Origin of the sequence: Streptomyces sp. NPDC048111 (genome assembly GCF_043202815.1) — a bacterium.
In the GTDB taxonomy this organism is placed as follows: domain Bacteria; phylum Actinomycetota; class Actinomycetes; order Streptomycetales; family Streptomycetaceae; genus Streptomyces.
Genome location: NZ_JBIDBD010000004.1, coordinates 17827 through 38884, shown reverse-complemented (window position 1 = coordinate 38884; position 21058 = coordinate 17827). Strand labels below are relative to the sequence as shown.

Genomic DNA, 21058 nt, shown 5'->3' with positions numbered 1-21058 from the left:
GCAACCGGATCGTTATGCTCAAGTTCAGCTCAGATGTAATGACGCTGGTCACAACTCCCCACTACGTTCCTCCCCAACCGAGGAGGACGGAGCAAGAAGCCGATGAGCGGAGTATCAGTGGCCAAGGGGACCGAGGACGCCGTACCCGCGTCGGGTGACCTGGTCGTGCTGAACAACGTCAACAAGCACTTCGGCGCGCTGCATGTGCTCCAGGACATCGACCTGACCATCGCCCGCGGCGAGGTCGTCGTCGTCATCGGGCCCTCCGGGTCCGGGAAGTCCACGCTGTGCCGCACCATCAACCGCCTGGAGACGATCGATTCCGGGACGATCTCGATCGACGGCAGGCCGCTGCCCCAGGAGGGCAAGGAGCTGGCACGGCTGCGCGCCGACGTCGGCATGGTCTTCCAGTCGTTCAACCTCTTCGCCCACAAGACGGTGCTCGAGAACGTCATGCTGGGTCAGGTGAAGGTCCGCAAGACGGAGAAGCCTCTCGCCGCGGAGAAGGCCCATGCCCTGCTCGACCGGGTCGGTGTGGGCACCCAGGCCGACAAGTACCCGGCGCAGCTCTCCGGCGGCCAGCAGCAACGCGTGGCGATCGCACGGGCGTTGGCGATGGACCCGAAGGTGATGCTCTTCGACGAGCCCACCTCGGCGCTCGACCCGGAGATGATCAACGAGGTCCTCGAAGTCATGCAGCAGCTGGCGCGGGACGGCATGACGATGGTCGTGGTCACCCACGAGATGGGCTTCGCCCGTTCCGCGGCCAACCGGGTCGTCTTCATGGCCGACGGCAGGATCGTCGAGGAGGCCACGCCCGACCAGTTCTTCAGCAACCCGCGCAGCGACCGGGCCAAGGACTTCCTCTCGAAGATCCTGCACCACTGACGGCCAGGCGGCCCGCTCCGTCAACCCCCCGTGTTCCGCGGGCGGTTGAGGGTCCTTCGACGACGCCGTGACGCCCACCGACCAACGACGCAAGGAATGTTCGCCATGATGCTCCGCAAGTCCGCCGCCGTCGCGGCGATCGCCGTGTTCGCCCTGACCGCGACCGCCTGTGGCGGCAAGTCCGGCTCGGCCGGCGACAAGCAGTCCGCCCAGCCCGGCGCCAGCGGCGCGCCGCAGCTGCCGACGTACACCGTCGCCTCGAACGTCACGCTCGACTCGCCGACCTTCAAGGCGGCCAAGGCGCGCGGCAAGCTGATCATCGGCTCCAAGGCCGACCAGCCCTACCTCGGCTTCGAGGACCAGTCGACCAAGGAGCGCTCCGGCTTCGACGTCGAGATCGCCAAGATGATCGCGGCGGACCTGGGCTTCAAGGCCGACCAGATCGAGTGGAAGACCGTCGACTCCGGCGTGCGCGAGACCGCGATCTCCAAGGGCCAGGTCGACTACTACGTCGGCACCTACACGATCAACGACAAGCGCAAGAAGCAGGTCGGGTTCGCCGGTCCGTACTACAAGGCGGGCGCCGACCTGCTGATCCGCAAGGACGACACCTCCATCACGGGCAAGGACACGGTCAAGGGCAAGAAGGTCTGCTCGATCGTCGGCTCCACGCCGCTCCAGGAGATCAAGAAGCCCGAGTACGGCGCGTCCGTCGTCGAGCTCGCCAAGTACTCCGACTGCGTGCAGCAGCTCCTGTCCAAGCAGGTCGACGCGGTCACCACCGACGACGCGATCCTCAAGGGCTACGCGGCGAAGAACTCGGGCAAGCTCCACGTGGTCGGCAAGCCGTTCACCGAGGAGCCGTACGGCGTCGGCATGAACAAGGACGACAAGGCGCTGCGCGACTTCATCAACTCCTCGCTCGAAAAGCACGAGCAGGACGGCACCTACAAGAAGATCTACGACGCGACGCTCGGGCTGTCCGGCTCGACGTACCAGGCCCCGCCGGCCGTCGCGCGTTACTGACCGACGCCGCTCCGGGCGCCCCGTACCCGGTACGGGGCGCCCGGCCCCGCCCCACCCGACGCCCCAGCCGCTGCCCGCCGACGCGGAGACCCCATGAACGTACTGCTCGACCATTTCGCGGAGTTCCGCGACGGCTTCATAGGCACCGTGGAGATCACCGCCGTCAGTTCGGTCATCGCCCTGGTCCTCGGGCTGCTGCTCGCCGGATTCCGGGTCTCGCCCGTGCCGCCCCTGCGGTTCTTCGGCACCGCCTGGGTGACGCTGCTGCGCAACACCCCGCTGACGCTGCTCTTCCTGGTGTTCTTCTTCGTGGTCCCGGAGATCTTCTTCCCCGGTATGAGCCCGTTCCTGCTCGGCTCGCTGGCGCTCGGCTTCTACACCGCGTCGTTCGTGTGCGAGGCCGTCAGGTCCGGCATCAGCACGGTGCCGCTGGGGCAGGCGGAGGCGGCGCGTTCGCTCGGCATGTCCTTCCCGCAGACCCTGAGCCTGATCGTGCTGCCGCAGGCGACCCGGACGGTCATCCCGCCGCTGAGCTCGATCTTCATCGCGCTCACCAAGAACTCGGCGATCGCCGGTGCCTTCAGCGTGACCGAGATGTTCGGCTGGCAGAAGCTGATGAGCGAGGACGGCTACGACATCGTCCCGGTCTTCCTCTTCGTCGCCCTCGGCTACCTGGTCATCACGTTCGCCATGAGCGGTCTCTTCCGTCTCCTTGAGCGCCGCATGGAGGTCGCCCGATGAGTGCCAGCGTTCTGTTCGACGCGCCGGGCCCCCGGGCCGTCCTGCGCAACCGGATCTACGCCGCCGTCGGCTCCCTCGCCCTGCTCGCGCTGATCGCCGTGGCGGTCGTGCGGCTCGCGGACAAGGGCCACCTCGACTACGCGATGTGGGACATCTTCAACTACGCCGGCATCCGGCAGAACATCGCGGACGCGGTGCTCGCCACGCTCAAGGCGTTCGGTCTCGCCGCGGTCGGCTCGCTGGTCCTGGGCGTGCTGCTGGCCGTCGGCCGGCTGTCCGACCACAAGCCGGTGCGGTGGGCGGCGACCGCGTTCATCGAGCTGTTCCGCTCCATCCCGCTGCTCATCACGATCTACGCGGTCTGGGTCGGCTTCCTCACCGACTACTCGATGTGGGCGCTGGCGCTCGGTCTGTCGATCTACAACGGCTGTGTGCAGGCGGAGGTGCTGCGCGCCGGTGTCAACGCGGTGCCCAGGGGCCAGCGCGAGGCCGCGTACGCGCTCGGCATGAGCAAGACGCAGGTCATGATCAGCGTCCTGATGCCGCAGGCCGTCCGGGCGATGCTGCCGACGATCATCAGCCAGCTCGTCGTGACCCTCAAGGACACCTCGCTCGGCTTCATCATCCTGTACCCGGAACTGCTGCAGACGGCCCGTCTGATCGCGAGCAACACGCAGGTCAACGGCCAGTACCCGTATGTGTCGACGATCGTGGTGATCGGCACGATCTACGTGGCGATGTGCCTGCTGCTCTCGGCGCTCGCCACCTGGATCGAGAAGCGGGGGCGCCGGGCGAAGACCGGCATCGCCATGGGCACGGCCGCCGCGCCGATCACGGCCGACGGTCCGGCCGCGGTACGGGCCGAAACGGGGGCCGAAGGGCCGGACGGGGCGCCTGCCACCACGAACTGACGGCATATGAGGCAGTGACGTCCGCGTCGCTGCCTCCGTCACTTGACGCAAGCACGCGCAGTGGGTTGCATACGTTCTGTGATCGTGCACCGGGTTCCTCGCGCCACCTGCAAGCCGCCCCGACGCGTCTCGGGGGCCACGCCGTGGACCCGGTGATCGTCGTCGGCGCCGGTCCGGTGGGCCTGGCGCTCGCGCTGTCCCTCGCCGCGCAGGGCGTGCCGTCCGTCGTCCTGGACGAGGGGCCGGGCAACGAGGAGCCCCGAGCGGTGCGCACGGTCGTACTGCGCCCGGAGACGGCGTCGTTCGTGGCGCGCCTGGGCTGCCGCGCGGTGCGCGAGGAAGGGGCGCGCTGGGCGGGTCTGCGATCGATGCGGCGGGGCCGGCTGGTGCGCGAGGTCGCGTTCGGCGAGGGCCCCGCGGCGCAGCCGTCCCCCGTCCACCTGGCGCAGCACGCCCTGACCCGCGGGCTGCGCGAGGCGCTGGCCGCGTCGGGCCTGGTACGGATCGTGACGGACAGCCGCCTGGACGGCCTGGAGCAGGACGCGACGGGCGTCTCCGCGCACACCTCGGGACCGGGTGGAAGCTGGTGGCGCGGCAGCTTCGCGGTGGGCTGCGACGGTGCGCGCTCCACGGTCCGCAAACTCCTCGACATCCGTTTCACCGGCCGCACCGCGGTGGAGCGCCAGGCGGTGGTGGCCCTGCGCGCCGAACTGCCGTGGCCCGGCCACGAGGTGCTGCACCGGCTGCCGCCGTGGCGGGCGGGCGGCGACGAGGTGACGGCCCGGCCGCTCGGGGACGGAGCGTGGCGCGTGGACTGGCTGCTGCCGCCGCGCGCCGAACTGGTCACCCCCGACGCCCTGTTGGGGCGGGTCCGCGACACACTGGCGGGCTGGTGCGGCGAGGTCGTGCCGTACGAGCTGCTCGACACCGGTGTCCACACGGTGCACCACCGGCTGGCCAGGCGCTGGCGGGTGCGCCGCGCCTTCCTCGCCGGGGACGCCGCGCACCTGCTGGGCGCGCTCGGCACCCAGGCGCTCGACGAGGGGCTGCGCGACGCCCAGAACCTCGCCTGGAAGCTGGCCGCGGCCTGGCACCACGGGGCCTCGGAGGTCCTGCTCGACAGCTACCAGGAGGAACGGCGTTCCGCGGTCGCGGCCCGGCTGCGGGCGGCGGACCAGTCGCTGCCGATCCTGCGGGGCGGGGCGGGTGTGCGGGGGTGGGTGCCCGGGTCCGGCCGGGGCCATGACGCGCTGGTGACCGACGGGCACCTGGGGCGCGGTCCGCTCGGCGCGGCGCCCGCGTACGCCCGCTCACCGCTCGCCCCGGAGCCGGCCGCCTCGCACCTCACGGTGGGTACGGAGCCGGGCGCACCGGCGGCGGACGTGCCGGTCACCGCTCCGGACGGCTCGGCCGCGACGCTGTGGGGCCGGCTCGGCACGGGCCGGCTGCTGGTGGTCCTGGTGGCGCCGGGCACGGCGGTGTGGGACCGGCGCCACTGGCTGACGGCCGGGGTGATGCCCGCGCTGGACGAGGCGGTGTCCGGGCTCGCGCAGGACGCGGAACTCCTGGTGGCGGAGGACTACCCGGGCGCTCCGGCCCATGCGGTGCTGCTGGTACGCCCCGACGGCCATCTGGTGGCGGCGTTCAACGGCGTCCACCCGGCGGACCTGCGTGCGGCGGCGGACGCGTGCGGCGGGGGTGGCGGAGCGGGCGGGGCCGGGGCGGAGGACGACGGCGGGCGGCCGGAGACGGCGGAGCGGCTTCGGCCCACCGAGGTGGGCCGATAGGGGCCGGCGGGCCGGGGCCGGTCGGCCGGTGACGTCCATCATCTGAGATCTGTCAGCTGTGATCTGCCCTGTGCGAGGGGCCGATTGACCGTCGCGGGCGTCCATGGTCTACTCCGGAACGTGACCGACACCGATGTGCGCCTGTGGCGGAGGGTCCATATGGACCTGCTCCGCTATGCGGGCTGCGTGTGTCGTCCGTCCTGCTGATTCGCCTTCTCCCCCGCGCCGTGCCGCCGCGCCCTGTGACGCCGTCGGCCGTGCGCGCGCCTTCGCGAACTCCCTCAGGACGGTCCTCCGTGTCGCCTTCCCCCAGCACGTCCACGCGTACTTCCACAGCCGTGCCCCCGCCCCCGGCCACGCCGACCGAGGCGGAGTTGCTCGCCTTCGCCCGGCGTACCGCCCAGGACACCGCTCTCATCGCCTCGTTGCCGCTCGATCCCGAGGGGCGCACCTGGATCCGTCTGGACGGTCCGGGCGGAAGTGAGGCCTGGTTGATCGGCTGGCCGCCGGGGACCGGGACGGGCTGGCACGACCACGGCGGCTCGCACGGGGCGTTCGCCACGGCGGCCGGTGTGCTGCGCGAGGACTCGCTCGCGGCGCGGCTGCCCACGGAGGGCTGGAAGACCCTGGAGCTGGCCGAAGGGGTGGACCGTTCACGGCAGTTGGGGCCGGGACGGAGCCGGGCGTTCGGGCCGCACCATGTGCACGAGGTGAGGAACGAGTCGGCGTCCGAGCACGCGGTCTCGGTGCACGCCTATTTTCCGCCGCTGCCGCTGATCCGGCGCTACAGCCGGACGGGCGCGGTGCTGCGGGTCGAGCAGGTCGAGCGTCCGGAGGACTGGCAGTGAGCGCGCAACACGAACGGCCGGAGGGCATCGACGAGCTCCTCGCACGCGTCCGGACCGGCCTTGACCGGGTGACGGCGCGGGAGGCGTTCGCCGAGGCGGCCGAGGGGGCGCTGTTGGTGGACATCCGTTATGCGGCGCTGCGGGAGCGGGACGGGTTGATTCCGGGGGCGCTGGTGGTGGAGCGCAACGAGCTGGAGTGGCGGCTGGATCCGCAGGGCAGCCATCGCGCGGCCGAGGCTACGGGGCACGGTCTGCGGGTGGTGGTGGTCTGCAACGAGGGATATGCCTCGTCGCTCGCGGCGGTGTCGTTGCGGCAGTTGGGGCTCTGTCGGGCGACGGATCTGATCGGCGGGTTCCAGGCCTGGCGGGCGGAGGGCCTTCCGGTCACCCCGCCGGCGGGTCGGGAAACGGGCTGAGCGAGGGGGCCGTACGCGGGCGTGCCGGGGGCTCGGCCGCGTACGGCTCAGGTCTCGTACAGGTCGTCCGCGTCGTCGCCCTCGTTCTGCAGTGCCTGGCGGACCACTCTGAGGGCCATGCCCTCGGGGTAGCCCTTGCGGGCGAGCATGCCGGCGAGGCGGCGGATGCGGCGGTCGCGGTCGAGGCCGCGGGTGCCGCGGAGTTTGCGCGCCACGAGTTCGCGCGCGGTCTCTTCCTCCTGGTCGGTGTCGAGCTGGGCGACGGCTTCGTCGATGACCGCGGAGTCCACGCCTTTGGTGCGCAGTTCGCGTGCCAGGGCGCGACGGGCGAGACCCCGGCCGTGGTGGCGGGACTCGACCCAGGCGTCGGCGAAGGCGGCGTCGTTGATCAGGCCGACCTCTTCGAAGCGGGAGAGGACTTCTTCGGAGATCTCGTCGGGGATCTCGCGTTTCTTGAGGGCGTCGGCGAGTTGTCTGCGGGTGCGGGGGGTCCCGGTGAGCAGGCGCAGGCAGATGGCCCGCGCCCGCTCAGCCGGGTCCTGTGACGGCGGCTCCTTCTCGGCCCTCGACGAGTCGGTGCCGTCGCCCGTTCCTTCGGGGCCGCGCCGTCGGGAGCGGGCCCGCGGGGGGCCCTGCTCCTCGGGTTCGGCCCATTCGGTCCTGCGGGTCACGGTCAGCTCTTGGCGGCGGTGGCCTTGGCCGTCTTGGCCTTGGTGGCCGGGGCCGGCACGGCGGCGGCGTCGGCCGCGGGGGCCGTCTCGCCGGCGGCGTCCTTGGTGTCCTTGCCGTCCTTGGCCGGGTCGGCGGGCTGCTCGGGACGGACGCCGACGCCCAGCTTCTCCTTGATCTTCCTCTCGATCTCGTTGGCGAGGTCGGGGTTGTCCTTGAGGAAGTTGCGGGCGTTCTCCTTGCCCTGGCCGAGCTGGTCGCCCTCGTAGGTGTACCAGGCGCCGGCCTTGCGGACGAAGCCGTGCTCGACGCCCATGTCGATCAGGCCGCCCTCGCGGCTGATGCCCTGGCCGTAGAGGATGTCGAACTCGGCCTGCTTGAAGGGCGGCGCGACCTTGTTCTTGACGACCTTGACGCGGGTGCGGTTGCCGACCGCGTCGGTGCCGTCCTTGAGCGTCTCGATACGGCGGATGTCCAGACGCACGGAGGCGTAGAACTTCAGGGCCCGGCCACCGGTGGTGGTCTCGGGGGAGCCGAACATGACGCCGATCTTCTCGCGGAGCTGGTTGATGAAGATGGCGGTGGTCTTGGACTGGTTGAGCGCGCTGGTGATCTTGCGGAGGGCCTGGCTCATGAGGCGGGCCTGGAGGCCCACGTGGGAGTCGCCCATCTCGCCCTCGATCTCCGCGCGCGGCACGAGGGCCGCGACGGAGTCGATGACGATGAGGTCGAGGGCGCCGGAGCGGACCAGCATGTCGACGATTTCCAGGGCCTGCTCGCCGTTGTCCGGCTGGGACAGGATCAGGTTGTCGATGTCGACGCCGAGCTTCTTGGCGTACTCGGGGTCGAGGGCGTGCTCCGCGTCCACGAACGCCACCGCGCCGCCGGCCTTCTGGGCGTTGGCCACCGCGTGCAGCGTCAGGGTCGTCTTGCCGGAGGACTCCGGGCCGTAGACCTCCACGACGCGGCCGCGCGGCAGGCCGCCGACGCCGAGTGCCACGTCGAGCGCGGTCGACCCGGTGGGGATGACCTCGATGGGCTCATTGGGCCGCTCGCCCAGGCGCATGACCGCGCCCTTGCCGAATTGCCGTTCAATCTGTGCGAGCGCGGCGTCGAGCGCCTTCTCGCGGTCGGTTCCTGCCATGGGTTCCACCCGATTTGCTTGAGTCGATCGCTTCACGTCAATGACGCTAACCCCTGCCACTGACAATGGGCTCCGACGTCCTTCCAGCCTGTGGACAACTCCGCCGGAAACGCGGGGGAACCCTCGCTGGCACAGGGCCGGAATCCCATGAGAATGGATGTTCGATTTTGGTGTCAAGCGCACCACGCGGGTGCGGAGCGACCGGTTCCCCGCGCGTCAGGACGCGCCGCGCGTCCGGTGCCGCCCGTGCACGCGCGGGTCGTCCGTCACGTCGTAGCGCTTCACGTAGGCGCCGAGGAAGGCCTGCAGGGTCGCGACCGCGGGGATGGCGATGAGGGCGCCGACCGCGCCCATCAGGGCGGTCCCGGCGATGACCGAGCCGAAGGCTACGGCGGGGTGGATGTCCACGGTCCTCGCGGTGAGCTTGGGCTGGAGCATGTAGTTCTCGAACTGCTGGTACACCACGACGAAGCCGAGCACCCACAGCGCGTACCAGGGGTTCACGGTGAAGGCGAGCAGCATGGGCAGGGCGCCCGCCAGGTAGGTGCCGATGGTGGGGATGAACTGGGAGACCAGGCCCACCCAGACCGCGAGCGCGGGGGCGTAGGGCACGCCGAGGATCTGCAGCAGGACGTAGTGCGCGATGCCGGAGATGAGGGCCATGAGGCCGCGCGAGTAGAGGTAGCCACCGGTCTTGTCGACCGCGATCTCCCAGGCCCGCAGCACCTCGGCCTGCCGGGCCGGCGGCAGGACGGAGCAGATCGTGCGGCGCAGCCGGGGGCCGTCGGCGGCGAAGTAGAACGAGAACAGGAAGATCGTCAGCAGCCGGAAGAGGCCGCCGAGGACGGTGGCGGAGACGTCGAGCACGCCGGTCGCGCTGTTCTGGACGTACTTCTGCAGCCAGTCGGAGTGCAGCAGGCTGTCCTGCACCTCGACGCGGGAGAGGTCGGTGTGGAAGGTGTGGTTGATCCAGTTGATCACCGAGTCGAGGTACTTGGGGAACTGCTCGACCATGTCGACGATCTGGCCCGCCAGCATCGAGCCGAGCAGCACGACGAAGCCGACGGTCGCGATCACCAGGGCGAGGAAGACCAGGAAGGTGGCCAGGCCGCGGCGCATGCCGCGGGACGCCATCCGGCCGACGGCGGGTTCCATGGCGAGCGCGACGAAGAACGCGATCAGGATGTTGATCAGCAGCCCGATGAGCTGGTGGAAGGCCCAGCTGCCCAGCTGGAAGCAGGCGTACAGGGCGAGCACCAGGACCACGGCGCGCGGCAGCCAGCGCGGCATGCGGGCCGGGCCGCTCGCTCCCGCCGGCCCGGCGGGCGGCTCCCCGCGGCCGGCCGCCGCACCGCCCCGGCCGTCCCCGGCGCCGTCACCCCGGCCGTCCTGCGAGCCGTCCGCGTCCTCGCCGGCGAGGTCGTTGGCCGGGCCCGCGGCCGGGCTGCCCTGCGGCCCGGCGCCGGGGGCCGCCGCCGGGTGCTCGGCACGGCGCTCGTCGGGGTCCGCCGGCCCGCCCGCGGGGCGGGCGGCGGCGCGGTCGTCGGTGTCGGTCTCATCAGTGGGTGCCACGGGGCAAGTCTCGCCCATGCGTCCGACAGCCAGGTGCCATCTGGTCCCGGGCGGGCGGCGGGGGCCGCTCGTCACCCGTGGCCGCGCCGTTCACCCGAAGGCGGGTCCCCCGGTGTGCGGGGGCCGCGGCCGGCCGCGGCGCCGGCCAGTGCCGGGGCCCGGGCGGGGATTCGCGCGCGCGTGCTCACCTGCGGTCGGCGGGGACGTCCACGGCGGCGCAGACCGCCCGCCAGACGTCCTTGGCCTCCCAGCCCGCGTCGAGCGCCTCGTGCACGGTGCGCCCGCCCAGTTCCGCCATCACATGGTCGCGCGCGAAGGAGTCCGCGTATCCGGCGCCGAAGTGGTCGGCCATCCGCTCCCAGAAAATCGTCAACCGCATGACTCCAGTATCCCGCCCCTGGGAGTGCAGCCGGGGCCGTCGGGCCGTCCGGCGGCCCCGGGGGCCCTACCGTCTGGAACATGGCTGGTTCCGGAGCATCCCCCCACTCCCCCGACTCCCCGCTGGCGCGGGCCGGGCACTTCATCTGGCTGACGGCCAGGGTGCTCGAACAGCGCCGGTACGCCCACCACTTCCTCGGCAGCGACGCCGACGCCGTCGAAACGGCGCTGAGTGCCTATCAGGGCGGCGACGGCGGCTACGGCCACGCGCTCGAACCCGATCTGCGCGGCCCCGTCAGCCAGCCGCTGCACACCGCGCACGCGCTGAAGGTCCTGGACTCGGTGGGGCGGCTCGGCGGGCAGCGGGTGGAGCGGGTGTGCCGCTATCTGACGGAGGTGTCCACCAGGGACGGCGCGCTTCCCGCGGTGCACCCCTCGCAGCGCGGCTATCCGGCGGCGCCGTTCGTGCCGGTCGTCGACGACCCGCCCAGCGCGCTGCTGACGACGGGCCCCGTGGTGGGGCTGCTGCACCGCAACCAGGTGTGGCACGCCTGGCTCTTCCGGGCCACCGACTTCTGCTGGGCGGCCGTCGACTCCCTGGAGAGGTCGCACCCCTACGAGGTGCAGGCGGCCGTCGCGTTCCTGGACGGCGCGCCCGACCGCTCCCGGGCGGAGGCCGCGGCCGACCGGCTCGGCCGGCTCGTCAGGGAGCAGCGGCTCGCGGTGCTGGACCCGGCGCGGATCGCGCAGGCACCGGTCGCCGAGGGGTACGCCCCGGGCGAGCACCACTTCCCGCACGACTTCGCGCGGGTGCCGGAGTCGCTGGCGCGGCGCTGGTTCACCGACGAGGAGATGCGGCGCTCCCTCGACCATCTGGAGGCCGAGCAGCGCGAGGACGGGGGCTGGCCGGTCCACTGGCGTCAGTGGGCGCCGGGCACGTCCCTCGAATGCCGTCCGATGGTGACGATCGAGGCGCTGCGCACCCTGCGCGCCCACGGCCGCACGATCGGCTGACGCCCCGCCCGCGCCGGGCGTACGGGGCCGGGGCGCACGGGGCCGGGCGTGGGGTCCGGGGCACAAAGCCGGGCCGGGCTCAGCCGCCCAGCGCCCGGGCGCCCGCGGTGACGAGCACGGCGGCGCCGACGATCACCAGGAACGGGGCGCGCAGGACGAGGGCGACGGCCGCCGCGGCGAGACCGGCGGCCCGGGCGTCGAGCAGGACCTGGTGGCCTGTGCTGAAGGTCTGCTGTGCGGTAAGCGCGGCCAGCAGGGCCACCGGCAGCAGTGCGGCCAGCCGCTGGACCAGGGGGCGTTCCAGGGCGCCCGCGGGGACGAGCAGGCCCAGGAGTTTGACGAGGTAGCAGCCGAGGGCGGTGGCCGCGATGGCGATCCAGACGTTCAACGTGCTTGTCCCTTCGGGGAGTTCCCGGCTCCGGTGCCGGCGTGTGCGCCGGTGGCGTTTTGGGGGCGGCCCGGCGGTGTGCGGCGTCCCTTCAGGAAGAGCACGGCGGGGGCGGCCAGCGCGGCGGCCAGGACGGGCACTCCGGCGGGCAGCACCGGGAGCAGCCCGAGGACGAGGACGACCGCGAGGGCGGCGGTGAGGCGTTCGCTCGCGGACTTCAGCATGGGGGCGAGCAGGGCGAGGAAGACGGCGGGGCTCGCGGCGTCGAGCCCCCAGGCGTCGGTGTCTCCGAGCGCGCGGGCGCCCAGCGCTCCGGCCAGGGTGGTCAGGTTCCACAGCACGTAGAGGGTGAGGCCGGTGACGGTGAAGCCGATGCGGGCGGCGCGCCGGGTGGGCTGGGCGAGGGTGACGGCGGTGGTCTCGTCGATGACCCACTGGGCGGCGAGCGGGCGCAACGCCTTGGGCAGGGCGAGCAGTTGGGACAGGCGCAGCCCGTAGAAGGCGTTGCGGATGCCGAGGAAGAAGGCGCCGGCCGCCGCGGTGAAGGGGTTCCCGCCGGCCGCGAGGGCGCCGACGAGGGCGAACTGCGAGGCGCCGGTGAAGACGAGCAGGCTGAGGGCGCAGGTCTGCAGGAGGCCGAGCCCCGAGCCGGCCGAGGTGACGCCGAAGGCGAAGCCCGAGAGCCCGACCGCCACGCCGACGCCGAGGGCGTCGCGGACGACGGCCGCGTCGTCCCGCCCGGGCGCCCCGCTCTGCTCGCTGGTCCCGCCGTGCTCCCTGGTCCCGCCGTGCTCGGGGGTCCCGCCGTGCTCTCGGGCGCCTGCGGGTCCTTCGGTGCCGGGAGGTGCCCCGGCGCCGGTTCCCGCTCCGGTGCGGGTCTCTGGGGATGCTGTCTGTTCCGTTGCCACGCCTGGACGGTAGAGGAGGGCGGCGGGCCCGTTCTTGTACGTTCTTGCGTCCCGCCCGCCTGCGGGCCGGGTGGGCCAAAGGCGCCTCAGGGCGTGGCGGTGCGTTCGCGGCGGTAGGCGCCGGGGGTGACGCCGACGATGCGGGTGAAGTGGCGGTTGAGGTGGGGCTGGTCGCTGAAGCCGACCGTGACGGCGGCCTCGGCGAGGGGTGTCCCCTGCTCCAGGAGGCGCTGGGCGCGGCGCACCCGCTCCCCCGTCAGCCAGGCGTGCGGGGGCAGTCCGTAGGCGGCCTTGAAGGCGCGCAGCAGGGCGAAGGGGCTGGTGCCCAGGCCCTGGGCGAGCTGCTCCAGGGACGGCGGGTCGGCGAGCCGTTCCACCAGCAGGAGGCGGGCCGCGGCGGCGGCGCTCGCCCCGGCCGACGCGGGGGTGCGTTCGGGCATGCGGTGGCCGTGGCGGCGCAGCAGCCGGGCGACGGCGATGCGGAAGACGCTGTCGGCGGCCAGCGCGTTGCCCTGTTCGGCCGCACGGTGGACGTCCTGGATGAGCCGTGAGGTGTCGGGGTCCTCGACGATGGTCGCGGCGAACCCGGCGGTGCCGCGCAGCGTGGTCGTCTCGGCCGCTATGGCGCCGATGAGCCGGGCGGAGGGGTAGAGCGTGCCGTACGTCCAGCCTTCGGGGACGCCGGCGTGCGCGGCGTGCGGCACCTCGGGGTTGATCATGACGACGGTGCCGGGGCGGGCCCGCAGGGTTTCGCCGGGCATCACCACGTCCTCGACCCCGGTGCGCACGGCGCCGAGGACGAAGCCCTCGTGGGCGTGGCGGGGGAAGGTGTGGCGCACGTAGCGGGCGCGCAGCAGGTCGAGGCCGGGCAGCTCCGCGTACCGCCAGTGCCGTGCCCATTCCTCGACGCCGTTCACCCGTCCATTCTCGCAGCTCCGGGCCATTGTCAGTGGCGGGGTGCACGATGGGGTCCATGGCACGGACAGCGCTGGACTCCTTCTCGCCCGCGACCCGCGGCTGGTTCACGGGGGCGTTCACCGCGCCCACCGCGGCGCAGGAGGGCGCGTGGCGGGCGATCGCCGAGGGTTCGGACGTCCTGGTGGTGGCGCCGACGGGTTCGGGCAAGACGCTGGCGGCGTTCCTGGCGGCGCTCGACCGGCTGGCCGCGGTGCCGCCGCCCGCGGAGGCGCAGAAGCGCTGCCGGGTGCTGTACGTGTCGCCGCTGAAGGCGCTGGCGGTCGATGTGGAGCGCAATCTGCGCTCCCCGTTGACGGGGATCCGTCAGGAGTCGGTGCGGCTCGGGCTGCCGGAACCCGAGGTGCGGGTCGGGATCCGGTCGGGGGACACCCCGCCGGCGGAGCGGCGGGCGCTGGTGACGCGCCCGCCGGACATTCTGATCACGACGCCCGAGTCGCTGTTCCTGATGCTGACGTCGGCGGCGCGCGATGCGCTGGCCGGTGTCGAGACGGTGATCCTCGACGAGGTGCACGCGGTGGCGGGCACCAAGCGGGGCGCGCATCTGGCGCTGTCGCTCGAACGGCTCGACGAACTGCTGCCGCGGCCCGCCCGCCGGATCGGCCTGTCGGCGACGGTGCGTCCGGTGGACGAGGTGGCGCGCTATCTGTCGCCGCAGCGCAGGGTGGAGATCGTCCAGCCGCCCTCGGCCAAGGAGTTCGACCTGTCGGTGGTCGTGCCGGTGGAGGATCTGGCCGAGCTGGGCGCCGCCCCCTCCGCCGACGGGCAGGACGGGGCGGAGAAGCCGTCGATCTGGCCGCATGTGGAGGAGCGGATCGTGGATCTGGTGCAGGCGCACCGCTCGACGATCGTGTTCGCGAACTCCCGCCGTCTCGCGGAGCGGCTGTGCAACCGCCTCAACGAGATCGCGTACGAGCGGGCCATGGGCGAGCCGCTGCCGGAGGCGCACTCGCCGGCGGATCTGATGGGCGGCTCGGGTGCGGCGACCGGCGCTCCCCCGCTGCTGGCGAAGGCGCACCACGGTTCGGTCTCCAAGGAGCAACGGGCGCTCGTGGAGGAGGACTTGAAGGCGGGCCGGCTTCCCGCGGTGGTGGCCACCTCCAGTCTGGAGCTGGGCATCGACATGGGCGCGGTGGATCTGGTGGTGCAGGTCGAGTCGCCGCCGTCGGTGGCCTCGGGGCTCCAGCGGGTGGGCCGCGCCGGGCACCAGGTGGGCGCGGTCTCCACGGGCGTGGTCTTCCCCAAGTACCGGGGCGACCTGGTGCAGTCGGCGGTGGTCACCGAGCGGATGCGTACGGGGGCGATCGAGTCGCTGCGCATCCCCTCCAATCCGCTGGACGTACTGGCGCAGCAGCTGGTCGCGATGACGGCGCTGGACAGCTGGCAGGTCGACGACCTGCTGGCGCTGGTGCGCCGGGCGGCCCCTTTCGCGGCGCTCCCGGAGTCGGCGTTCACCGCGGTCCTGGACATGCTGGCGGGCCGCTACCCCTCGGACGCCTTCGCGGAGTTGCGTCCGCGGGTGGTGTGGGACCGGGTGGCGGGCACCATCACGGGCCGCCCCGGCGCCCAGCGGCTCGCGGTCACCTCCGGCGGCACCATTCCCGACCGCGGCCTGTTCGGCGTCTTCCTCGCGGGGGCCGATCCCAAGAAGGGCGGCGGCCGGGTCGGCGAGCTCGACGAGGAGATGGTGTACGAGTCGCGGGTGGGCGATGTGTTCACCCTGGGCACCACCTCGTGGCGGATCGAGGACATCACGCGTGACCGGGTCCTGGTGTCGCCGGCGCCGGGAGTGCCGGGCCGGCTGCCGTTCTGGAAGGGCGACCAGCTGGGCCGCCCCCTCGAACTGGGCCGTGCGCTGGGCGCGTTCCTGCGCGAGGTCGGCTCGCTGACGCCCGAGGACGCGCGGCTGCGGCTGTCGAGCGCGGGCCTCGACGCCTGGGCGGCGGACAACGTGATCGGCTACCTCGACGAGCAGCGCCGCGCCTGCGGCCACATTCCGGACGACCGGACGATCCTGGTGGAGCGTTTCCGTGACGAGCTGGGTGACTGGCGCGTCGTCATCCACTCCCCCTTCGGCGCGCAGGTGCACGCCCCGTGGGCGCTGGCCCTCGGGGCCCGCCTGGCCGAGCGCTACGGGATGGACGCGCAGGTCATGCACGCCGACGACGGCATCGTCCTGCGGCTGCCCGACGCGGACCTGATGGGTCTCGACCTCCTCGACCAGGACCCGGCGCAACCGGATGCGGCGTACGACAGCGAGCAGGCGCCGGTGGGGGCGGCGGACGCGGTCTTCGACAAGGGCGAGATCGAGCAGATCGTCACCGACCAGGTCGGCAGCTCCGCGCTGTTCGCCTCGCGCTTCCGGGAGTGCGCGGCCCGCGCGCTGCTGCTGCCGCGGCGCAGCCCGGGCAAGCGCACCCCGCTGTGGCAGCAGCGCCAGCGGGCGGCCCAACTCCTGGAGGTGGCGAGCGAGTTCGGGTCGTTCCCGATCGTCCTGGAAGCGGTACGCGAGTGCCTCCAGGACGTGTTCGACGTGCCGGGTCTGACCGAGCTGATGGGCGATCTGGAGGCGCGCCGGGTGCGGCTGGTGGAGGTCACCACGCCGGAGCCGTCCCCGTTCGCCCGCTCGCTCCTGTTCGGCTATGTCGCGCAGTTCCTCTACGAGGGGGACTCACCGCTGGCCGAGCGGCGCGCGGCCGCGCTCTCCCTGGACTCACGGCTGCTGGCGGAGCTGCTCGGCCAGGCCGAGCTGCGCGAGCTGCTCGACGCGGAGGTCCTGGCCGAGCTGGAGCAGGAGCTCCAGTGGCTCACGGAGGACCGCCGCATCAAGGACGCGGAGGGCGTGGCCGACCTGCTGCGCGTCCTGGGGCCGCTCACCGACGCCGAGTTGGGGCGGCGCGGCGCCGAGCCGGGCTGGGCCGGCGAGCTGGAGACGGCGCGCCGCGCCATCCGGGTCCGCATCGGCGGCGCCGAGCACTGGGCGGCGATCGAGGACGCGGGCCGGCTGCGGGACGCCCTGGGCACGGCCCTGCCGGTCGGGGTCCCCGAGGCGTTCACCGAGCCGGTGAAGGATCCCCTGGGCGATCTGCTGTCCCGCTACGCGCGCACGCACGGCCCGTTCACCTCCGAGACGGCGGCGGCCAGGTTCGGCCTGGGCAGCGCGGTCACCGACGGGGCGCTGCACCGCCTGGCGGCGGCCGGCCGGGTCGTGCAGGGCGAGTTCCATCCGGCCGGCATCGGCCAGGAGTGGTGCGACGCGACGATCCTGCGCAGGCTGCGGCGCCGTTCGCTGGCCGCGCTGCGCCAGGAGCTGGAGCCGGTGCCGCCCGCGGCGCTCGCCACGTTCCTGCCGCAGTGGCAGCACCTGGGCAGCAACAGTCTGCGCGGGATCGACGGGCTGGCGCGTGCGGTGGAGCAGTTGCAGGGCGCCGCGGTGCCGGCGTCGGCCCTGGAGAAGCTGATCCTGCCGTCCCGGGTGTCGGACTACGGCCCGGCGTTCCTGGACGAGCTGACCACGACCGGCGAGGTCCTGTGGGCGGGCGCGGGCGCCCTGCCCGGCAAGGACGGCTGGGTCTCGCTCTATCTGGCCGACGCGGCACCGCTGCTGCTGCCCGCGCCGCACCCGCTGGAGACGACGGCGCTGCACGAGTCGGTGCTGGCGGCGCTGGCCCCGGGCTACGGCCTCTTCTTCCGCCAGCTCGTCGACCAGGTCAGGGCGACCACCCATCCGGAGGCGAGCGAGGCCCAACTCGCCGACGCGGTATGGGATCTGGCGTGGTCGGGGCGGCTCACCAACGACACCCTCGCGCCGCTGCGGTCGCTGCTCGGTTCGGGGCGCACCGCGGGCTCGACCGCCCACCGAGCCAAGCGTCCGGTGCCGCGCGGCCGGTACGGCACGCTGACCGCGGCGGCCCGCACCGCCTCGCGCACCGGGCCGCCGACGGTCTCGGGCCGCTGGTCCCTGCTCCCGGCGCGCGAGCCCGATCCGACGCACCGGGCCCACGCCCTGGCCCGTACGCTTCTGGACCGGCACGGCGTGGTGACGCGCGGCGCGGTGCAGGCCGAGGGCGTGGAGGGCGGTTTCTCGGCGACGTACCGGATCCTGGCGGCGTTCGAGGACAGCGGGCAGGCGCGGCGCGGCTACGTGGTGGAGGGTCTGGGCGCCGCCCAGTTCGCGATGGACGGCGCGGTGGACCGGGTGCGCGCCGCCGCCACCGCCCGCGACCGCGGGGCCGACGCGCGGACCGCCCCCCAGGCGGTCCTCCTCGCGGCCGCCGATCCGGCCTGTGCGTACGGTGCGGCGCTGCCGTGGCCGGAGGCGCCCAACGGGGCCGGGCACAAGCCGGGCCGCAAGGCGGGCTCCCTGGTGGTGCTGGTCGACGGCGAGCTGGTGCTGTATCTGGAGCGCGGCGGCAAGTCGCTGCTCGCCTGGGCCGCCGAGCCCGACGATCCGGCCCTGGTGGCCGCGGCGGGCGTGCTGGCCGGGGCGGCGCGGGCGGGCCGGCTCGGCACGATCACCGTGGAGCGGGCCAACGGGGACCCGGCCCTCACCTCGCCGCTGGCCCGCCCCCTGGAGGCGGCGGGCTTCATCGCCACCCCGAAGGGCCTGCGCCTGCGGCCCTGAAAAGGCCGGGCCGGTCTGCGGAGGCCGGCCGGCGCTCACCCCACCCGGCTCCCGACCCCCCGCCCGGCCCACCCCGATCCAGGGCCGCCCCACCGCGCGGCGGCGCCCCGCCCCCATCCCCGGCAGAATTGGCCCATGCCCGAAGGAGACACCATCTACCAGGCCGCGCGGCGGCTGCACACCGCGCTGGCCGGTGAGGTCCTCACCCGGTCCGATCTGCGGGTGCCGCGGTTCGCCACGGCGGATCTGACCGGGCGCACGGTCCTGGACGTGACCCCGCGCGGCAAGCACCTGCTGACCCGGATCGAGGGCGGGCTCACGCTGCACTCGCATCTGCGGATGGACGGATCGTGGCGGATCTTCCGGCCCGGCGAGCGCTGGAACGGCGGCCCCTCGCACCAGATCCGCGCCATCCTGGCCAACGCGGAGCACACCGCGGTGGGCTACCGGCTGCCCGTGCTCGAACTCCTGCGTACGCGGGACGAGTCGAAGGCCGTCGGCCATCTCGGCCCGGACCTGCTGGGTCCCGACTGGGACGCGGAGACGGCCCTGCGCAACCTCCTGGCGGAGCCGGACCGTCCGGTCGGTGAGGCGCTGCTCGATCAGCGCAACCTCGCCGGGGTGGGCAACGTGTTCAAGTCGGAGATCTGTTTCGCGCTGCGGATCGTGCCGTGGCTGCCGGTGGGTGAAGTCCCGTCCCCCGAGCGGCTGGTGAGTACCGCGAAGCAGTTCCTGGAGGCCAACAAGGACCGCCCGCGGCGCCAGACGTACATCTACGGCCGGGCCGGCCGGCCGTGTCCGCGCTGCCGCACCGCGCTGCGGCACACCGCGCAGCGTGACCCGTCCGGACGGGAGAGGCCGACGTACTGGTGCCCCACGTGCCAGCCCGCGCCCGCCCTGTGAGGACGGATCAGCAGCCCCGCACGCTTATTGACGACCCGTCAGGTCCGGCCGTACCGTCCGGGCATGTCCCTCACGGCGTACGACCTCAGTGACCGTACGGCCTTCGTCACCGGTGCGGCGAGCGGGATCGGCCGGGCCAGTGCTCTGCTGCTCGCGGAAGCCGGCGCCGTGGTGCACTGCGCCGACCGCGACGAGGCGGGCCTGGCCGAAACCCTGGCGCTGATCGCGAAGGCGGGCGGCGCCGCACACGCGCATCCGCTGGACGTGGCGGACCGCGCGCAGGTGAAGGCGGCCGTCGAGGCGGCCGGGCCCGTCCATGTGCTGGCGGCGATCGCGGGCGTGATGCACACCAGCTCGGTCCTGGACACCGAGGACGCCGATCTCGACCGGGTGCTCGCCGTCAACTTCCGGGGCGTGCTGCACGCCTGTCAGGAGGTGGCCCGCTCGATGATCGCCCACGGCATCGGGGGCTCCCTCGTCACGATGGCGTCGGGCGCCGTGGACTCCTCGCGGCCGGGCCTGTTCTGCTACAGCGTCTCGAAGGTCGCGGTCGTGCAGCTGACCCGCACCCTCGCGGCCGAGCTGGGTCCGCACGGAATCCGGGTGAACGCGGTGGCGCCCGGCTGGGTCCGTACACCCATGACCGACCAGCACGCCGCCGAGCAGCAGGAGCAGATCGAGTCGATGATGCTGCGGCTCTCGCCGCTGGGCCGGCTCGGGCGGCCCGAGGACGTCGCGCAGGCGGTGCTGCATCTCGCGGCGGACGCCTCGGCGTTCACGACGGGTCAGATCCTGCGTCCGAACGGGGGCGTCTCGATGCCCTGGTAGTGCGGCGGGCGGCACGGCGCGACGGGCCGGGCTCGGGTGTGACATGGACGGGCAGCAGGCTCAGGCCCCAGCCGCCCGCGACCATCGCCCCTTCGACGAACCCCGCCTCACCGGGGGCCGTCGCCATCCGCAGCACGGCCCACCACCACAGTGCCGCCACCACCAGCGCGGGCACCCAACGCACCGCCACCGCCATGGGCCGCCTCCTCGGGCCGACGCTAGACCGCCGGGTAACCGGCCGGGAGGGCGCACCGGGTGCGGGCCCGGCGCGCTCCGGATCCCATGCGCCCGGTGGCGTGCGATTCGGTCGCGGTACGGCGTGCGGCGGCACGGGCGTCCGTGCCGCCGGCTATGCCCGCGGTTGCGCCGTCGGCCGTGCCGGTGGCGGTGCCGATGTCCGTGCCGGAGCCGGGGTGCACGACCGGCTCAGACCGTCTCGGCCTGGAACATCCAGGCGTGCTTTTCGAGGTCGGCGGTCAGGCCGATGAGGATGTCCTGGCTGATGGGGTCCGGGTCGGCGGTGGCCTCGATGCGCTCGCGCATCCGGGCGACGACCGCGCCCAGCGCGTCCACCAGGATCTTCACCGCGTCGGTGTCCTTGATCCAGCCGTCCTGGACGGTGCCGATGGCACTCGACCCGGCGACGGTCGCGGCCCGTCCGTCCGGGCTGACGCCGACGGCGGAGGCCCGCTCGGCCACGGTGTCCGAGTGCAGTCGCGCGGTGTCGACGACCTCGTCGAGCTGCAGGTGCACGGAGCGGAACCGGGGGCCGACCACGTTCCAGTGAACCTGCTTGGAGACCAGCGAGAGATCCACGAGGTCGACGAGCGCGCCCTGCAGAGCGTCGCCGACCACCTTGAGGTCGGCGTCGGACAGCGGGCTCTTGATGTAGGACATGCATTTCCTCCACTCGGACGGAACGCCCGCGGCCTCCGAGCAGGGGAACACCTGTACGGAACATGCGGACATATGCGCGATCTCCTACCACCCTGCCACAGAAGCCCCGAATCGGGCGCGGCGGGAAGGGGAGCGCGAGCG

20 protein-coding genes and 1 pseudogene are annotated in these 21058 nt (G+C 73.1%); 12 read left to right on the top strand and 9 right to left on the bottom strand.

Annotated features, from left to right (window positions below; genetic code table 11):
• The first annotated feature begins 102 nt into the window (after positions 1 to 102).
• The 8 genes from ACGF3I_RS10450 to ACGF3I_RS10415 all read left to right on the top strand — a co-directional run bounded on the left by ACGF3I_RS10450 (position 103) and on the right by ACGF3I_RS10415 (position 6617).
• Positions 103 to 888: an amino acid ABC transporter ATP-binding protein gene (locus ACGF3I_RS10450; protein ID WP_393130245.1), complete on the top strand. Its 786-nt coding sequence runs from the start codon at positions 103 to 105 to the stop codon at positions 886 to 888.
• A gap of 105 nt (positions 889 to 993) precedes the next feature.
• Positions 994 to 1914, top strand: coding sequence for a glutamate ABC transporter substrate-binding protein (locus ACGF3I_RS10445; protein WP_393130244.1), 921 nt, complete (start codon positions 994 to 996; stop codon positions 1912 to 1914).
• Positions 1915 to 2007: 93 nt separating this feature from the next.
• Positions 2008 to 2655: an amino acid ABC transporter permease gene (locus ACGF3I_RS10440; RefSeq protein WP_393130243.1), complete on the top strand. Its 648-nt coding sequence runs from the start codon at positions 2008 to 2010 to the stop codon at positions 2653 to 2655.
• Positions 2652 to 3566, top strand: coding sequence for an amino acid ABC transporter permease (locus ACGF3I_RS10435; protein ID WP_393130242.1), 915 nt, complete (start codon positions 2652 to 2654; stop codon positions 3564 to 3566). The genes ACGF3I_RS10440 and ACGF3I_RS10435 overlap by 4 nt, the downstream gene beginning before the upstream one ends.
• Positions 3567 to 3709: 143 nt before the next feature.
• The gene (locus tag ACGF3I_RS10430; protein WP_393130241.1) at positions 3710 to 5353 is read left to right on the top strand and encodes an FAD-dependent monooxygenase; all 1644 of its coding nucleotides are present in this window, start codon (positions 3710 to 3712) and stop codon (positions 5351 to 5353) included.
• Between the two features lie 120 nt (positions 5354 to 5473).
• Entirely contained in the window at positions 5474 to 5560 is an 87-nt protein-coding gene (locus tag ACGF3I_RS10425; protein ID WP_311307652.1) for a putative leader peptide, read from the top strand.
• Between the two features lie 131 nt (positions 5561 to 5691).
• Positions 5692 to 6201 (top strand): cysteine dioxygenase, encoded by a 510-nt coding sequence (locus ACGF3I_RS10420; RefSeq protein WP_393130240.1) that lies wholly within the window; start codon positions 5692 to 5694, stop codon positions 6199 to 6201.
• Positions 6198 to 6617 (top strand): rhodanese-like domain-containing protein, encoded by a 420-nt coding sequence (locus ACGF3I_RS10415; RefSeq protein WP_393130239.1) that lies wholly within the window; start codon positions 6198 to 6200, stop codon positions 6615 to 6617. The genes ACGF3I_RS10420 and ACGF3I_RS10415 overlap by 4 nt, the downstream gene beginning before the upstream one ends.
• A 47-nt stretch (positions 6618 to 6664) precedes the next feature.
• Here the strand turns inward: ACGF3I_RS10415 and recX are convergent.
• From recX to ACGF3I_RS10395, 4 genes and pseudogenes are all read right to left on the bottom strand, one after another.
• Positions 6665 to 7339: pseudogene (recX, locus tag ACGF3I_RS10410) on the bottom strand (recombination regulator RecX); the annotation flags it as partial.
• On the bottom strand, positions 7291 to 8430 hold the full coding sequence (gene recA, locus ACGF3I_RS10405) for a recombinase RecA (RefSeq protein ID WP_393130238.1): 1140 nt from the start codon (positions 8428 to 8430) through the stop codon (positions 7291 to 7293). The gene recA and the pseudogene recX, both read right to left, overlap by 49 nt.
• Positions 8431 to 8646: 216 nt before the next feature.
• Positions 8647 to 9720, bottom strand: coding sequence for an AI-2E family transporter (locus tag ACGF3I_RS10400; RefSeq protein ID WP_393130614.1), 1074 nt, complete (start codon positions 9718 to 9720; stop codon positions 8647 to 8649).
• A gap of 466 nt (positions 9721 to 10186) precedes the next feature.
• Positions 10187 to 10381: a DUF3046 domain-containing protein gene (locus ACGF3I_RS10395; protein ID WP_393130237.1), complete on the bottom strand. Its 195-nt coding sequence runs from the start codon at positions 10379 to 10381 to the stop codon at positions 10187 to 10189.
• A gap of 80 nt (positions 10382 to 10461) precedes the next feature.
• Here ACGF3I_RS10395 and ACGF3I_RS10390 point away from each other — a divergent pair, with 80 nt between their 5' ends.
• Positions 10462 to 11394 (top strand): hypothetical protein, encoded by a 933-nt coding sequence (locus ACGF3I_RS10390; protein ID WP_393130236.1) that lies wholly within the window; start codon positions 10462 to 10464, stop codon positions 11392 to 11394.
• 79 nt (positions 11395 to 11473) lie between these two features.
• On the opposite strand, the gene ACGF3I_RS10385 is transcribed toward ACGF3I_RS10390, so the two are convergent.
• The 3 genes from ACGF3I_RS10385 to ACGF3I_RS10375 all read right to left on the bottom strand — a co-directional run bounded on the left by ACGF3I_RS10385 (position 11474) and on the right by ACGF3I_RS10375 (position 13607).
• Positions 11474 to 11782: an AzlD domain-containing protein gene (locus ACGF3I_RS10385; RefSeq protein WP_393130235.1), complete on the bottom strand. Its 309-nt coding sequence runs from the start codon at positions 11780 to 11782 to the stop codon at positions 11474 to 11476.
• On the bottom strand, positions 11779 to 12690 hold the full coding sequence (locus ACGF3I_RS10380) for an AzlC family ABC transporter permease (protein ID WP_393130234.1): 912 nt from the start codon (positions 12688 to 12690) through the stop codon (positions 11779 to 11781). Before ACGF3I_RS10380 ends, ACGF3I_RS10385 begins: the two co-directional genes overlap by 4 nt.
• Positions 12691 to 12776: 86 nt before the next feature.
• Positions 12777 to 13607 carry an AraC family transcriptional regulator gene (locus tag ACGF3I_RS10375; protein WP_393130233.1) on the bottom strand — a complete coding sequence of 277 codons (831 nt, stop codon included), beginning with the start codon at positions 13605 to 13607 and terminating at the stop codon, positions 12777 to 12779.
• 56 nt (positions 13608 to 13663) lie between these two features.
• On the opposite strand from ACGF3I_RS10375, the gene ACGF3I_RS10370 reads away from it, so the two are divergent.
• The 3 genes from ACGF3I_RS10370 (at position 13664) to ACGF3I_RS10360 (ending at position 20020) form a co-directional block, all read left to right on the top strand.
• Complete coding sequence (locus ACGF3I_RS10370) at positions 13664 to 18289, top strand: ATP-dependent helicase (RefSeq protein ID WP_393130232.1); 4626 nt, start codon at positions 13664 to 13666, stop codon at positions 18287 to 18289.
• A gap of 135 nt (positions 18290 to 18424) precedes the next feature.
• Entirely contained in the window at positions 18425 to 19192 is a 768-nt protein-coding gene (locus tag ACGF3I_RS10365; protein ID WP_393130231.1) for a DNA-formamidopyrimidine glycosylase family protein, read from the top strand.
• Between the two features lie 63 nt (positions 19193 to 19255).
• Positions 19256 to 20020, top strand: a complete 765-nt coding sequence (locus tag ACGF3I_RS10360; RefSeq protein ID WP_393130230.1) for an SDR family NAD(P)-dependent oxidoreductase — start codon at positions 19256 to 19258, stop codon at positions 20018 to 20020.
• Here the strand turns inward: ACGF3I_RS10360 and ACGF3I_RS10355 are convergent.
• Positions 19968 to 20210, bottom strand: a complete 243-nt coding sequence (locus ACGF3I_RS10355; protein WP_393130612.1) for a hypothetical protein — start codon at positions 20208 to 20210, stop codon at positions 19968 to 19970. The two genes, ACGF3I_RS10360 and ACGF3I_RS10355, sit on opposite strands and share 53 nt — an antisense overlap.
• Positions 20211 to 20446: 236 nt before the next feature.
• Positions 20447 to 20917, bottom strand: coding sequence for a Dps family protein (locus ACGF3I_RS10350; RefSeq protein WP_393130229.1), 471 nt, complete (start codon positions 20915 to 20917; stop codon positions 20447 to 20449).
• Positions 20918 to 21058 lie beyond the last annotated feature (141 nt).

What these genes read in the sequence shown, in the direction of transcription:
- ACGF3I_RS10435 (WP_393130242.1), top strand. Translation starts at nt 2,652, where the DNA reads ATGAGTGCCAGCGTTCTGTTCGACGCGCCGGGCCCCCGGGCCGTCCTG.
- ACGF3I_RS10450 (WP_393130245.1), top strand. Translation starts at nt 103, where the DNA reads ATGAGCGGAGTATCAGTGGCCAAGGGGACCGAGGACGCCGTACCCGCG.
- ACGF3I_RS10390 (WP_393130236.1), top strand. Translation starts at nt 10,462, where the DNA reads ATGGCTGGTTCCGGAGCATCCCCCCACTCCCCCGACTCCCCGCTGGCG.
- ACGF3I_RS10370 (WP_393130232.1), top strand. Translation starts at nt 13,664, where the DNA reads ATGGCACGGACAGCGCTGGACTCCTTCTCGCCCGCGACCCGCGGCTGG.
- ACGF3I_RS10360 (WP_393130230.1), top strand. Translation starts at nt 19,256, where the DNA reads ATGTCCCTCACGGCGTACGACCTCAGTGACCGTACGGCCTTCGTCACC.
- ACGF3I_RS10350 (WP_393130229.1), bottom strand. Translation starts at nt 20,917, where the DNA reads ATGTCCTACATCAAGAGCCCGCTGTCCGACGCCGACCTCAAGGTGGTC.
- ACGF3I_RS10395 (WP_393130237.1), bottom strand. Translation starts at nt 10,381, where the DNA reads ATGCGGTTGACGATTTTCTGGGAGCGGATGGCCGACCACTTCGGCGCC.
- ACGF3I_RS10400 (WP_393130614.1), bottom strand. Translation starts at nt 9,720, where the DNA reads ATGCCGCGCTGGCTGCCGCGCGCCGTGGTCCTGGTGCTCGCCCTGTAC.
- ACGF3I_RS10445 (WP_393130244.1), top strand. Translation starts at nt 994, where the DNA reads ATGATGCTCCGCAAGTCCGCCGCCGTCGCGGCGATCGCCGTGTTCGCC.
- recA (WP_393130238.1), bottom strand. Translation starts at nt 8,430, where the DNA reads ATGGCAGGAACCGACCGCGAGAAGGCGCTCGACGCCGCGCTCGCACAG.
- ACGF3I_RS10440 (WP_393130243.1), top strand. Translation starts at nt 2,008, where the DNA reads ATGAACGTACTGCTCGACCATTTCGCGGAGTTCCGCGACGGCTTCATA.
- ACGF3I_RS10365 (WP_393130231.1), top strand. Translation starts at nt 18,425, where the DNA reads ATGCCCGAAGGAGACACCATCTACCAGGCCGCGCGGCGGCTGCACACC.